15 protein-coding genes are annotated in these 14,491 nt (G+C 47.9%); all 15 read right to left on the bottom strand.

Annotated elements, in window-relative coordinates; translation table 11 throughout:
- Positions 1–6 precede the first annotated feature (6 nt).
- On the bottom strand, positions 7–516 hold the full coding sequence (locus QMA09_RS12265; RefSeq protein WP_135500605.1) for an NYN domain-containing protein: 510 nt from the start codon (positions 514–516) through the stop codon (positions 7–9).
- A gap of 4 nt (positions 517–520) precedes the next feature.
- Positions 521–1,273, bottom strand: a complete 753-nt coding sequence (gene rlmB / locus QMA09_RS12260; RefSeq protein ID WP_135500604.1) for a 23S rRNA (guanosine(2251)-2'-O)-methyltransferase RlmB — start codon at positions 1,271–1,273, stop codon at positions 521–523.
- Complete coding sequence (locus QMA09_RS12255) at positions 1,270–1,689, bottom strand: Mini-ribonuclease 3 (protein ID WP_135500603.1); 420 nt, start codon at positions 1,687–1,689, stop codon at positions 1,270–1,272. Before QMA09_RS12255 ends, rlmB begins: the two co-directional genes overlap by 4 nt.
- 4 nt (positions 1,690–1,693) lie before the next feature.
- Positions 1,694–3,094, bottom strand: coding sequence for a cysteine--tRNA ligase (gene cysS / locus QMA09_RS12250; RefSeq protein WP_135500602.1), 1,401 nt, complete (start codon positions 3,092–3,094; stop codon positions 1,694–1,696).
- Complete coding sequence (gene cysE, locus QMA09_RS12245; protein WP_135500601.1) at positions 3,091–3,753, bottom strand: serine O-acetyltransferase; 663 nt, start codon at positions 3,751–3,753, stop codon at positions 3,091–3,093. Before cysE ends, cysS begins: the two co-directional genes overlap by 4 nt.
- A 311-nt stretch (positions 3,754–4,064) precedes the next feature.
- Complete coding sequence (gene gltX, locus QMA09_RS12240) at positions 4,065–5,528, bottom strand: glutamate--tRNA ligase (RefSeq protein ID WP_290213317.1); 1,464 nt, start codon at positions 5,526–5,528, stop codon at positions 4,065–4,067.
- A 43-nt stretch (positions 5,529–5,571) separates the two neighbouring features.
- Entirely contained in the window at positions 5,572–6,072 is a 501-nt protein-coding gene (ispF, locus tag QMA09_RS12235) for a 2-C-methyl-D-erythritol 2,4-cyclodiphosphate synthase (RefSeq protein WP_290213316.1), read from the bottom strand.
- Positions 6,069–6,764: a 2-C-methyl-D-erythritol 4-phosphate cytidylyltransferase gene (gene ispD, locus QMA09_RS12230; RefSeq protein ID WP_290213315.1), complete on the bottom strand. Its 696-nt coding sequence runs from the start codon at positions 6,762–6,764 to the stop codon at positions 6,069–6,071. Before ispD ends, ispF begins: the two co-directional genes overlap by 4 nt.
- Positions 6,765–6,777: 13 nt before the next feature.
- Positions 6,778–7,878: a PIN/TRAM domain-containing protein gene (locus tag QMA09_RS12225; protein ID WP_135500597.1), complete on the bottom strand. Its 1,101-nt coding sequence runs from the start codon at positions 7,876–7,878 to the stop codon at positions 6,778–6,780.
- Between the two features lie 93 nt (positions 7,879–7,971).
- Positions 7,972–9,351 carry a DNA repair protein RadA gene (radA, locus tag QMA09_RS12220; protein WP_290213314.1) on the bottom strand — a complete coding sequence of 460 codons (1,380 nt, stop codon included), beginning with the start codon at positions 9,349–9,351 and terminating at the stop codon, positions 7,972–7,974.
- A gap of 63 nt (positions 9,352–9,414) precedes the next feature.
- A complete protein-coding gene (locus tag QMA09_RS12215; RefSeq protein WP_135500595.1) occupies positions 9,415–11,856 on the bottom strand; it encodes an ATP-dependent Clp protease ATP-binding subunit in 2,442 nt (813 codons plus the stop codon).
- A complete protein-coding gene (mcsB, locus tag QMA09_RS12210) occupies positions 11,853–12,944 on the bottom strand; it encodes a protein-arginine kinase McsB (protein WP_290213313.1) in 1,092 nt (363 codons plus the stop codon). The genes QMA09_RS12215 and mcsB overlap by 4 nt, the downstream gene beginning before the upstream one ends.
- Positions 12,934–13,467 (bottom strand): UvrB/UvrC motif-containing protein, encoded by a 534-nt coding sequence (locus tag QMA09_RS12205; protein ID WP_135500593.1) that lies wholly within the window; start codon positions 13,465–13,467, stop codon positions 12,934–12,936. Before QMA09_RS12205 ends, mcsB begins: the two co-directional genes overlap by 11 nt.
- A gap of 11 nt (positions 13,468–13,478) precedes the next feature.
- Positions 13,479–13,949, bottom strand: a complete 471-nt coding sequence (locus QMA09_RS12200; protein ID WP_290213312.1) for a CtsR family transcriptional regulator — start codon at positions 13,947–13,949, stop codon at positions 13,479–13,481.
- Between the two features lie 154 nt (positions 13,950–14,103).
- Entirely contained in the window at positions 14,104–14,349 is a 246-nt protein-coding gene (locus tag QMA09_RS12195; protein WP_290213311.1) for a hypothetical protein, read from the bottom strand.
- Positions 14,350–14,491 lie beyond the last annotated feature (142 nt).

Genomic DNA, 14,491 nt, shown 5'->3' with positions numbered 1-14,491 from the left:
AACCTATCATTTCTGCCCGCGCCGCCATTTTTCGAAAATTTCAGCTATTTCATCTGATAGCAGAATCTTGGAGAAGGCACGCTGCTCCTGGATTTCTTTTACTTTTTTTGTAATATCTCGCTGGATTTCCTCTGTTTCAATTTCCAGTTCCCGAGCCGAAATTCTTAATGCGCCTTTGCCAAAAATCACTCGCTGCTCGGTCATATCCGATGTGGCAACGTAAATTTGATCACGCCGGTTGCCCAAACTGTCTGCCAGCTTCTCGATTCGTTCGTCGGCCGTTTCACTTTCCCGGGTGAAAATCACTTCAATGTCGTGGCGCCGGTCTTTCGCTTCGATGCCGGGAACCAAATGGGCGTCAAAAATGATAATGACGCGCCATCCCTTATAGCTCTGGTATTCCGCCATCCGCTCGATCAGCCGATCCCGGGCATCCGCCAATTTGTCTTTTTTCAGTTTCTGCAGTTCCGGCCAATCCCCAATGATGTTATACCCATCCACCAGTAGAATGTCCATTGCCTCAACCCAGCGGATTGCGCTTTCTGTAAACTTCGTACATTAACAGGCTTGCAGCGACTGACGCATTCAGCGACGTGACATGCCCGACCATCGGCAGCTGATAAAGGAAGTCGCATTTCTCACGCAGCAAGCGGCTCATGCCTTTGCCTTCACTGCCGATGACGACAGCTAACGGCAATTTCGCATCCATCGTGCGGTAATCGGCCGATTCTTTTGCGTCTGTGCCGGCGATCCACAAACCACGCTTCTTCAATTCATCGACAGTCTGCGACAAATTATTGACGCGCACCACTGGCACGTGCTCAATTGCACCTGTCGAGGCTTTTGCAACAACCGCTGTCAACCCGACTGCCCGGCGCCTCGGAATAATCAACCCGTGGACACCGATCGCATCGGCTGTCCGCATGATGGACCCTAAATTATGCGGATCTTCCAGTTCATCAAGAATGAGAAAGAATGGATCTTCAGAGCGTTTTGCCGCCGCTTCGAACAAGTCATCCAGCTCCGCGTAATTATACGCCGCAACTGCTGCCGCGATTCCTTGGTGGTTGGAATCCGTCAGGCTGTCGATCTTTTTCTTCGGCACGAATTGCACCAAGACTTTTTTCTCTTTAGCCAGTTCCAATATTTCCGTGATGCCTTTTTTCTGGACGCCTTCAGCGATCCAGATTTTATTGACATCGCGGTCGGCGCGCAGCGCTTCCAGTACAGGATTTTTGCCGCCTATGATTTCTGGCGTTAGTTCTTCGCTCATTTGACCACTCCTCTCAACTCTTCCACGATTTCTATGGCGTAGCGGATGACCTCGTCTGTCCGCTCTTGCCGTTCTTTCAAATAAAGCCAGCCCAAAACCGCTTCGAACGCGGTACTGAAATTATAGGTCTGGACATCGGTATTTTTCGGTACAGAGCCCGACTTGGCGTTGCGACCGCGCCGCATGACCGCCAATTCGTCTTCCGTCAAAAAACCTTCTTCCGTCAAACGTTTCAAGACCATCGCCTGGGCTTTCGCCGAGACGAACGTCGTCGCCTGGCGATGGAGCGTATTCGGTTTGACGCGCCCGGAGCGCAGCAAATGTTCGCGCACCGCCTGCTCGTAGACTGCGTCACCCATATAAGCAAGTGCCAGCCCGTTCAGCTGGTCGACATCCTGGTTCCGTAACACATTCATGCCGTTACCCCCGCTTCCAACGCGTGCCTTGCGCTGTATCTTCCAAAATAATGTTTTTCTCTTTGAACAAATCGCGGATTTCATCGGCACGGGCGAAATCACGATTCTTGCGTGCTTCGATCCGTTCCGCAAGCAAAGCTTCTACTTCTTCATCCAATAATTCTTCCTGTTGGTTGAACGGCAGCCCGAGAACGCCTGCCAATTCGTCGAACATTGCGATAAATGCCGACAGCACCTGCGTTGAAGTCTGCTTTTCCAACAAATACGTATTCGACAGCTTCGACAAATCAAAGAGCTTCGAAATGGCATTGGCCGTATTGAAATCGTCATCCATCGTTTCAATGAATTCCGTTTTGATGGCGTCCATTTTCGACAGCCAGATGTCCGAATGGTCCCCGAGGTCGGCGGACGCTTGCAAGCGATGCTTCAAATTGGCGTATGCCGTGCGCAGGCGGTCCAACGCCGCGATAGCATCTTCCACCAATTGCTGCGAGTAATTGATCGGATGGCGGTAATGCACGGACAGCATGAAGAAGCGCAGCACTTGTGCATCCAGCTCTTTCAAGATGTCATTGACCAACACGAAATTATTCAGTGATTTGGACATTTTTTCATTGTCGATATTAATATAGCCATTGTGCATCCAGTAGCGCGCAAATGGTTTGCCTGTCAGCGCTTCCGACTGCGCAATTTCGTTTTCGTGGTGCGGGAACGTCAAATCCTGTCCGCCGGCGTGGATGTCGATCGTGTCGCCGAGGTGCTCACGCGCCATTACCGAGCATTCGATATGCCAGCCCGGACGCCCTTTGCCCCACGGGCTTTCCCAAGAGATTTCGCCGGGTTTCGCCGTTTTCCACAGCACAAAATCCAACGCATCTTCTTTTTTGTCGCCCGTTTCAATGCGTGCGCCGATTTTCAGCTCGTCGACCGATTGATGCGACAATTTGCCGTAGCCTTCGAATTTGCGGGTGCGGTAGTAGACATCCCCCTGCGACTCATAGGCATAGCCTTTCTCGATCAGCACGTTGATGAAATCGACAATTTGCGGCATGTGCCCTGTTACCCGCGGATGGACATCCGCTTCGCCGCAGCCGAGCGCTTTCGTATCTTCAAAATACGCATTGATAAAACGCTCTGCCACTTCCGGCACTTCCACACCCAGTTCGTTGGCTGCCTTGATCAGCTTGTCGTCGACATCCGTGAAATTAGACACATACGTTACGTCATAGCCGCGGTATTCCAAGTAGCGGCGCACCGTATCATAGACGATCACTGGGCGCGCGTTGCCGATGTGGATGTAATTATAGACGGTCGGCCCGCACACATACATCTTTACTTTTCCCGCTTCCAGCGGAATAAACGCCTCTTTTTGGCGTGACAATGAATTAAAAATTTGGATCGTCATTGGGGTTCCCCTGCTTTCTTTTGAGCATTTTTCAATTGGTCCACTTCACGCTGCAGCGCAGCGATTTTCATTTCCATGCTGTCGCATTTGTCCATGACCGGATCCGGCATGTTCTGGTGGTTCAAGTCTTGCTTCACTTTGACGCCATTTTGCATGACCACCTTGCCCGGAATTCCGACAACGGTCGAATTTGGCGGCACGTCTTTCAGCACAACCGAACCAGCTCCCACTTTCGAATTGGCGCCGATGACAATCGAACCAAGCACTTTCGCACCGGTCGCGACCAGCACACCGTCTTCCAATGTCGGATGGCGTTTTCCGCGCTCTTTGCCTGTACCGCCGAGCGTCACGCCTTGGTAAAGCGTCACGTCATCGCCGATGATGCACGTCTCGCCGATGACTACGCCCATGCCGTGGTCAATGAAGAACCGGCGGCCGATGACGGCGCCCGGGTGGATTTCGATACCCGTGAAAAAGCGGCTGATTTGGGAAATAGCCCGTGCGATGAAAAATAATTTATTCTTGAAAAAGAAATGGGCCAGCCGGTGCGACCAAATGGCATGGAGGCCGGCGTACGTCAAAATCACTTCCAAATAGCTGCGGGCGGCCGGATCTTGTTCGAAAATAACATCAATGTCTTCTTTCAATAACTTCCACATCTTCTTAACTCCTTTCGTAACCTTAGGCAAAATAAAAAGCGCCCCTGTCAAATTAATGACAGAGACGCATAGTTGCGCGGTTCCACTCTGATTAGAAGGGCTGTGCCTTCTCTCTCGAAGCCTTTAACGCAGGCGGTACGTCTGGTCTACTTGATTCGACTCAGCACTCAGAGAGGCATTTCGATGCCGCAGCGGCCCAGACCCCTTTCAGCCGGTGGAGGTCTTCTCTAAAGAGCGTGCGCACGTACTTCTTCTCGTCAACGTTTTGGTAATAGTAGATTTATTGTACCTCTTTTTTAGCAGAAGTCAATTTACGCGCTCGCGAACTGCGCAACTCGGGCAATCGTTTTGTCTTTGCCCAGAAGCGAAATCGCATCCGGCAATTCCGGTCCGTGCATTTGGCCCGTTGTGACGATGCGGATCGGCATAAACAGGTTTTTCCCTTTGTGGCCGGTCGCTTTTTGAACCGCTTTGATTGCCCCTTTGATGTCAGCCGCTTCAAAGCTTTCGAGGTTTTCCAGCTGCTCTTTGAACGAAGCCATCACTTCTGGCACCTGCTCGCCAGCAAGCACCGCTTTTTCATCTTCTTCGAACGTCAGCTCATCCACAAAGAACACTTCCGTCAATTCCGTGATTTCAGCTCCATAGCTTAATTGCTCGTGGTACAAGGCGATCAGCTTTTCAGCCCATTCGGCTTGTTCCGGCGTCAACTCTGCAGGCAGCTTGCCCGCTTTTTGCAGATGCGGAAGCGCCAGCGCCACCACTTCTTCAAGCGGCATCTGCTTGATGTATTGGTTGTTCATCCACGTCAATTTTTGCTTATCGAACATCGATGCTGATTTGGAAAGGCGGTTCACGTCGAAAATACGGATCAGCTCTTCTTTCGAGAAGATCTCTTCTTCCCCTTCAGGAGACCAGCCGAGAAGTGCGAAGAAATTGAACAGCGCTTCCGGAATAAATCCAAGGTCTTTGTATTGGGAGATGAACTGAATGATCGATTCATCGCGTTTCGACAGTTTTTTACGGTCTTCATTAACGATCAATGTCATGTGGCCGTAAGTTGGATGGTCCCAACCGAATGCGTCGAAGATCATCATCTGCTTCGGCGTGTTCGACAAATGCTCTTCGCCGCGGAAGACGTGTGAAATCTTCATCAAATGATCATCTGCGACAACTGCGAAATTATACGTCGGAATGCCGTTCGTTTTCACAAGTACCCAGTCGCCGACGTCTTTTGACTCGAATGAGACCGGTCCGCGGACCAGATCTTCAAACTCATACGTTACGTCAGCCGGCACTTTCATGCGCAAAGTGAACGGCATACCCGCCGCTTCTTTTTCTGCGACTTGCTCAGGTGTTAAATTGCGGCATGTGCCAACGTATTGAGGCGCTGCAATGCCTGAAGCCTTTTGGGCTTCGCGTTCCGCTTCCAATTTTTCAGGTGTGCAGAAACATTTATAAGCTGAGCCTTGCTCCAGCATTTCATCGGCGTATTTCTTGTAAGTGTCAAGACGCTCCATCTGACGGTAAGGTCCGTATTCGCCGCCGATGTCAACGGACTCATCGTAGTCGATGCCAAGCCATTTCAAGTTGTCGAGCTGCGACGTTACGCCGGTTTCGATATTCCGTGCAATGTCGGTATCCTCGATGCGGACGATGAATTTGCCGTTATTGTGGCGTGCATATAAATAATTGAACAACGCTGTGCGGGCTCCGCCGATATGCAAATGGCCAGTCGGGCTCGGGGCGTAGCGTACGCGTACTTCTTGTGTCATGTATAGTTCCTCCTCATTTAAATAACAATATCCTTTTATTCTATCATTCTGGAACGTCCAGCGAAAGCGGACGCTGCACCAATAAAATCACGGCAAGCGCCGCAATGCCTTCTTCTCGACCCGTAAAGCCAAGATGCTCTGAAGTCGTTGCTTTGACGTTAACCTGCGACACTTCCGCTTCCAATAAGCGGGCAATCGACTCGCGCATTTGTTCAATGTAGGGTGCCAATTTCGGTTTCTGTGCGATCACGGTGCAATCGACATTGCCCAGTTCGTAGCCCTGCTCTTTTACGTATTGCCAAATATGCGACAGCAGTTTTTTGGAATCCGCATCTTTGAATTCAGGATCCGTATCCGGGAAATGCTTGCCGATATCGCCTCCGCAAATCGCGCCAAGCGCCGCGTCCGTAATCGTGTGCAGCAGCACATCCGCATCTGAATGCCCAAGCAGCCCTTTATCATGCGGAATTTCAATGCCGCCTAAAATGAACGGCCGCCCTTCTGTTAATTGATGTACATCATAACCTTGTCCAATTCGAATCATGTCAATTCCTCCTGTGTCCGGCTTTCCAAAATGGCTTTGCCATAAATCAAGTCTTCCGGAGTCGTCATTTTTACATTTTCATACGTGCTTTCAACAATATGTACCGGATGGCCGATACGCTCGACAAGCATCGCTTCATCCGTACCGATAAAACCGGCTTCGTTTGCTGATTGCGCTGCCTTTAGCAGCAATTCATAAGTGAACGCTTGCGGCGTCTGGATCATCCATAGCTGATTGCGGTCAACGGTTTCCGTAATGATGCCGCCTGCCGCTTTTTTGATGGTGTCTTTCACCGGCACCGCAGCAATCGCCGCTCCTTTATGTGCCGCTTCTTCCACCAGACTAGCAATGACGCGGGACGCAATAAATGGACGCGCGGCGTCATGAACCAATACAACACCGCAAGGCGGAATCGCTTCAAGACAAGCTCTGACACTGTCTTGACGCTCCATTCCGCCTTTTGCATAGCCTTTTACTTTGGTGATGCCATACTTGGCAACATAGCTTTCAATCACGCCGCGCTCTTCTTCCTTAATCGCGAGCCAAATGGCGTCACATGCCGGATCGTTCTGAAACACTTCGAGTGTATAGACGAAAATCGGCTTGCCGAAAAGCTCCAGTAATAATTTGTTTTTATCTGCCTTCATCCGTTTCCCACTGCCGGCAGCAGGCAAGACCACTGTATAATTCATATTGCGACATCCTTTATCCATTCATTGAGGCTTGGCGCCCCTCACGCGGTTTCGCGAAAATCATGCGGCCCGCTGACGTTTGCAGCACACTCGTTACCGTCACATTGATGGCCTGGCCGATATAGCCTTTGCCATCTTCAATGACAATCATCGTGCCGTCATCCAAATAAGCGACGCCTTGATTCTGTTCTTTGCCGTCTTTGATCACGACAACGTGCATATCTTCACCTGGAATGACAACCGGCTTCACGGCATTCGCCAAATCATTGATGTTCAGCACAGGCACATTATGCAATTCGCAGACTTTATTCAAATTGAAGTCGTTTGTCACCACTTGCCCACCCATTTTCTTCGCAGCGCGCATCAATTTCATATCGACTTCGGCAACTTCATCGTAATTTTCCTCGGTAATCACAATCGCCCCTTCGCGCTCCGCCTGGAGGCGTTTCAAAATATCCAAGCCGCGGCGTCCGCGCGTCCGTTTCAGCGTATCCGAAGAATCCGCGATATGCTGCAATTCCGACAACACGAAATGCGGTACGACGAACGTCCCTTCCATAAAGCCGGTTGCGGAAATGTCCGCAATCCGGCCATCGATGATAACGCTCGTATCAAGCAATTTATAAGACATATTTTTTACTGGCTCTTCAGGTTCTGCCTTTTTATGGTTTGTCATAATGCGCTGAGGCGTCAACATGCCGACCATTTCTTCCCGCTTCTTAAATCCGACTTGAAACCCTAAATACCCGAGCACCACAGACAAAATAATCGGAGCTGCCGTAGCGACAATCGGAATATCAATCGTGTTCAAGGCGAACCCGATAAGAAAAGCCACCACCAATCCGATGATAAGCCCTACCGTACCGAATAATAAGTCCGGAGTCGGCGCATGGAGCAATTTCTCTTCCATCCACCTCACAAATTTAACAATCGAATCCGCAAACAATAATGACAATAAAAAGAATACAAGGGCGCCGATCAAAGCAAATACGATGGCATTATTAATCCACGGGCTGTCGGGAATGGGAATAAGTTCAAAGACATAAGGCAAAAATATGATTCCGACTGTAGCGCCAATCAGTAAAAATAAAATCTGGATAATTCTCTTTAACATGGACTCCACCTCCTTTTAAATAATTATACACGTTTTGTAATGGAAACGCTGTGTTCGGCATTGCAGTAAAGAAAAAGAGGGCAATTCGCCCTCTTACTGCTGTGGGAATATTTCTTTCAATGCATCGTTGACACTTTCAACGCCGACTACCCGGATTCCTTCCGGATAATCCCAGCCGCCCAGATTCGAAGCCGGGATGATGGCGCGTTTAAAGCCGAGCTTGGCAGCTTCCTGCACCCGCTGTTCAATGCGCGATACACGCCGCACTTCGCCGGTCAATCCGACTTCGCCGATGATGCAGTCATAGACGTTCGGGGCAATGTCCCGGTAGCTGGACACAATGCTTGCCAGCACGGCCAAATCGATGGCCGGTTCATCCAGTTTGACACCGCCAGCCACCTTGATATAAGCGTCCTGTGACTGCAGAAGCATGCCGACCCGTTTCTCAAGGACAGCCATTAATAACGAAATCCGGTTTTGGTCGATGCCCGTTGCCATCCGTTTTGGATAATTGAAGCTCGACTGCGTCACCAGTGCCTGGATTTCAACCAGAATCGGCCGCGTGCCTTCCATCGATGCGACGACGGTTGAACCGGCCGCTCCGCTCGAGCGCTCTTGCAGAAATAGTTCCGACGGATTCAGCACTTCCACCAAGCCGCCTTGCAGCATTTCAAAAATGGCGATTTCATTGGTCGAGCCGAAACGGTTTTTTACGCTGCGCAAAATCCGGTACGTATGGTGCCGCTCACCTTCAAAATACAGCACCGTATCCACCATATGCTCCAAAATACGCGGACCTGCAATCTGCCCTTCTTTTGTCACATGGCCGACCAGAAAAATCGCGATATTCTTGGTTTTGGCAATGCGCATCAATTCGGCGGTACTTTCCCGCACTTGCGTGACACTGCCTGGTGCAGAGGTCACTTCTGGATGATAAACCGTCTGAATGGAATCGATAATGACAAAATCAGGGGCCACATCTTCGATGGTATGATGAATCAATTCCAAATTCGTTTCTGCATAGATGAATAATTCCGGCGAAGAAGCATCCAAGCGCTCTGCGCGCAGCTTCGTCTGGCGAATCGATTCTTCTCCGGAAATATACAATACCCGATTGCCGTTGTTCGCAAGCATTGCCGATACTTGAAGAAGCAGCGTCGATTTTCCGATGCCCGGATCGCCGCCGATGAGCACGAGCGAACCTGGCACAATGCCACCGCCGAGAACCCGGTTCATCTCGCCCATTTTCGTATCCACCCGCGGTTCATCCTGGGTTTCAATCGAGTTGATTGGCGTAGCTTTTTGAGGCACTGAAGCCGAATGCTGGAATGCGCCGCGCGTCCCTTTAGGCGCTGCCACTTCAACTTCCTCAATCATTTGGTTCCACTCACCGCAGCCTGGGCATTTGCCCATCCATTTAGCTGACTCATAGCCGCAAGACTGACAGATAAACTTCGACTTTTTCTTAGCCATGACTCTCTCCCTTTCCATATAAAAACCGCCCGCCAATGTCCGGCGAGCGGAATGATTATTCTTTTATTCTTTAATATCCGCTGTAGTGCGAATGACAAATTCATCATTTTCTACATCAAATACGATATGCTGCCCCGCAATTGCCGTGCCTTTCAGCAATTCTTCAGACAAGCGGTCTTCAACGTGTTTTTGAAGAGATCGGCGAAGCGGGCGGGCACCATATTCCGGATCATACCCTTCCTTCGCGATTTTTTCAAGCGCAGCGTCTGTCAGCTCCAAATCGATGTGCTGTTCTTTCAAACGGTCAATCAACTGCTGGGACATCAAGTTGACAATCTTACGCAAATCTTCCCGTTCAAGAGAATGGAATACGATCATGTCGTCAATACGGTTCAAGAACTCCGGACGGAAAGCCTTCTTCAATTGGCCCAGCATTTTCGCTTTCATATCCTTGTAATCCGTTTTTCCGTCCTGCAAATTGAAACCGACGTATTTATTGTATTTCAATTCTTCTGCACCGACGTTGGACGTCATGATGATCACTGTGTTGCGGAAATCGACGCGGCGGCCTTTTGAATCGGTCAAGCGTCCATCTTCGAGAACTTGCAACAGAATGTTAAAGACATCTGGATGCGCTTTTTCAATTTCATCAAGCAGGACCACTGAATACGGTTTTCTGCGGACTTTCTCCGTCAGCTGGCCGCCTTCTTCATATCCAACATAGCCAGGAGGCGAACCGACAAGGCGTGAAGTCGAATGTCTCTCCATATACTCGGACATGTCAATGCGGATCATCGCTTCTTCATCACCGAACATCGCTTCTGCCAAAGCACGTGCAAGTTCCGTTTTACCGACACCCGTAGGCCCAAGGAAAATGAACGAACCAATCGGGCGTTTTGGATCTTTCAAACCTGCGCGCGCGCGGCGAATCGCTTTGGAGATTGAAGTCACGGCTTCTTCTTGTCCGATTACACGATTATGCAAAAGATCTTCCAAATTCAATAATTTTTCCGATTCTGTTTGCGCTAATTTAGAAACTGGAACCCCTGTCCACATCGAGACGACCGCCGCAATGTCTTCAACTGTCACTTCAGATTCTTCTTTGCCTTGCTTTTCTTTCCATTCTTTCTTGGTCTTATCCAATTGATCTTTCAGTTTTTGCTCCGCATCGCGCAAAGAAGCAGCTTTTTCGAAAGCCTGGCTTTGGACAGCCGCATTCTTTTCATTGCGGGCAGATTCCAAGCGATCTTCCAACTCTTTCAAATCAGGTGGAGTTGTATACGAACGAAGACGGACTTTAGAACCCGCTTCATCAATCAAGTCAATTGCTTTATCCGGCAGGAAACGATCCGAAATATACCGGTCAGACATAACCGCCGCCGCTTCAATTGCTTCATCTGTGATTTTCACACGGTGATGCGCTTCATAGCGATCGCGCAAGCCTTTAATGATTAGGATGGATTCTGCTACTGTTGGCTCATCCACTTGAATCGGCTGGAAGCGGCGCTCAAGCGCTGCATCTTTTTCGATGTATTTTCGGTACTCATCCAATGTAGTAGCACCGATGCACTGCAATTCTCCACGTGCCAATGACGGTTTTAGAATATTCGAAGCATCGATTGCCCCTTCCGCTCCGCCGGCACCAATCAATGTATGAAGTTCATCGATAAATAAGATAACATTGCCCGCTTGGCGGATTTCGTCCATCACTTTTTTCAAACGATCTTCAAATTCACCGCGGTATTTCGTACCAGCAACAACCGTCCCCATATCAAGCACCATCACACGTTTGTCGCGCAGTGTTTCCGGTATTTCATTATTGACGATCTGCTGTGCTAATCCTTCGGCGATTGCTGTTTTACCAACACCTGGTTCACCAATCAACACAGGATTATTTTTCGTGCGGCGGCTCAATACTTCAATGACGCGCGTAATTTCTTTGCTGCGCCCAATGACCGGATCCAAACTGCCTTCTCGCGCCACTTGAGTCAAGTCGCGTGCCAGTCCATCAAGAGTCGGTGTATTCGCTGAAGCATTCGGGCTGCTTCCTGTATTTGAAGCCTGTTCGTTGCTTCCTAATAGCTGAAGCACTTGCTGGCGAGCTTTGTTCAAGCTTACGCCTGCATTGCCAAGCACTCGGGCCGCAACTCCTTCTCCTTCGCGTATCAAGGCCAGCAGCAAATGCTCGGTTCCGATATAAGAATGGCCAAGCTTGCGTGATTCATCCACTGATAACTCGATGACTTTTTTCGCTCTCGGAGTATAATGGACAATCGGCCCTACATCTTTTTCACCGACACCGACAAGTTCTTTAATGCCTTCTTCGATCAGCTGTGTATTCACGTCAATCGCTTCAAGAGCTTTAGCAGCTATACCGCCGCCCTCCCGAATCAACCCAAGCAAAATATGTTCGGTCCCAATCGATTCATGTTTCATGCGGATGGCTTCTTCTTGAGCTAGTTGAAGAACTTTTTGTGCGCGTTGTGTAAATCGATTAAACATCATGCAAAATCCTCTCCTTTGTTAGTTACACTATCCTTATTCAAACGCTCGCGGAATAATTTCGCGCGGGCAATATCTCTTTCAGTCGGCTGCAAAGGACTGCCTGAGTACTGCTGCAAAAATGCCGGCTGCATAAAAATCATCAATTCATTTAATATCGACATATCGATATCTTTAATTAAATTTAAATCGATTCCCAATCGGACATTCGATAAACAAGTCGCAGCTTCCTCGGTAGATAATAAGCGGGCATTGGCCAATGTACCGAGAGATCGATAAACCCGATCTTCCAAAACCACGGGTGAATTATTCAAAATCGCCTCCCGCGCCCTGCGCTCTTGTTGAATGATTTGGTCGGTCATACTTTCCAAGTCTTGCAAAATTTCGTATTCTGACTTGCCAAGCGTCATTTGATTAGAAATCTGGTATACATTGCCCAGCGCTTCGCTGCCTTCTCCGTAAATACCTCTCACAGCCATTCCTAAACGTGAGATTGCCGGAATGATTCGCGCGATCTGCTGTGACATTGTCAACGCTGGCAAATGGAGCATGACTGAAGCTCGCATTCCAGTACCTGTATTCGTCGGGCAACTGGTCAAATATCCATATTTTTCGTGAAATGCATAAGATAAATGCTGCTCCAATAGGTTATCCAGGTCATTCGCCACCTGATATGTCTCTTTTAAATGGAACCCTGCCCGCAAACTTTGAATCCGCAAATGATCTTCTTCATTTACCATTATGCTGAGCTCTTCATTTTCAGAAAGAAGAACCGCGCCAGAATGGCTTTCCTTTACTAGGTACGGGCTGATCAAATGCTTTTCAATCAACACTTCCCGCTGAAGAGGAAGGATTTCCTGCATATCAATATGGGTGAACTCCAAGTTCAATTTACGCCCTTGGTCTATCAGCACCGATGAAATTGCCTTATCTACTTTCAATGCTTCGTCTTCTGAAAACGAGTAAGGAAATTTAAAATCACTTAAGTTACGGGCTAGCCGTATTCGGGTACTCATTGCGATATCTGCATTTTCACTATCCGTTTCCATCCAACTGCTAGCTTTAGGCTGCAGAAAACGATCAATTTCCATCAGCCCCACCCCCTTCAAGTTGCAGAGTAAGAGCCCTTACCTCATCGCGCAGTTTGGCCGCTTCTTCAAAATCCTCACCGGCAATAGACACTTGCATCTGTTTTCGTAATTCTTCTATCTCTTTTTTTATCTTTAATGTACTGCCGTAAGCGGATGGTATCTTACCTTCGTGCCTGTAATTCCCATTATGAAGCCGCTTAAATATATTATCTAAATGATCTTCAAAAGCATCGTAGCAAGTAGCGCAACCGAATTTTCCAATCTCCATGAATTTAGAGAATGTGAATCCGCAATTCGGGCATACAGCCATTTCCTTTTTGACTGGGTTCACTGAAGCTTTTTGATTCGGGAACCAATTGGACAATAATTGATGAATGGCCATAGGATCCTGTTCAAACGTGTAATTTATATTATGATTTTCTGCTGCGCAAACTGGACAAAGGTGGCGTTCGATTGTATTGCCATTCACCGTTTGTTTGACGATTACGGAAGCTGGCCTTTTCCCGCATTGCTCACAATACATTTGATCACCTCTCAAATACTTGACTGATATTTCAAAGTAAATAACATTGCAATGAGTATTCTTGCTCTTACTTCATCGCGAGTCGGCAACGGTAAAAGAAGTGTCGCGCGATCACTTGCACTCAAAATCAATTTTGCTTCCCTTTTGGAAATGATATCCTCATTCAATAACCTAAAAACAATATCCTCTGCCATACTTTGAGAGGCACCTTGCTCCAAACGTTTAATAACATCGGAAAGAACATCGGATTTCGTATGAAGTGTGATGCGCTTTATGCGGATATACCCGCCACCGCCTCTTTTGCTCTCTACGAGATAGCCACGATCCACTGTAAATCGAGTATTGATTACGTAATTTATTTGCGAAGGGACACATTGAAATCTTTCGGCGATTTCATTGCGTTTGATTTCAATATAGTCTCTTTCGCTTACTTCTATAACCCCTTTTAAATACCCTTCAATTATGTCCGAAATATTCCGCATCGCCATCACCTCTCAGGTATATAATTAGCCTTTAATTGACTTTGACTATATTTGACTTAATTATACACTAAGCTTTTTAAGGATTTCAAATTCTACGATTTGAATAATAGAATCAAAAAATGTCCCGAGATTAATTCCCCCGAGACATCATAAGCTATTCTTTATCCATAATCCGTTTTATAAAATCCTTAGTGTGGCTAGAAATCGATTTTGTTTCTTCTTCACAGTATTTCGTTTTCCATTTGGTGCCTTCCCGCCACACTTCTACGACATCTCCTTTAGCCACATCGTGTGTAAAATCGGAGACTGGAAAAGTAAATTGATCATCTTGTTTATTTAAAGGAGTGAGCAATGCAGTTCTTTTGTCAATTGTTTCTACCTTATATAAACCTGGTTTCATGCATATCACCTCATTATCAGTTTTCCCAATGCGCAACGATGTTAATCATCAATGAAGCTACATTTTAATTTATTCAAATGAAAAATCTAATAGATTTTCATTTATGAGCTCTTAAGTTATCAGTGGTCCTGATTTTTCTTCC

The organism is Planococcus sp. APC 3906 (assembly GCF_030407685.1).
Lineage (GTDB): Bacteria > Bacillota > Bacilli > Bacillales_A > Planococcaceae > Planococcus > Planococcus koreensis.
Note: the sequence above shows the minus strand (reverse complement) of the source record. Positions and strands in the feature narration are given on the sequence as shown.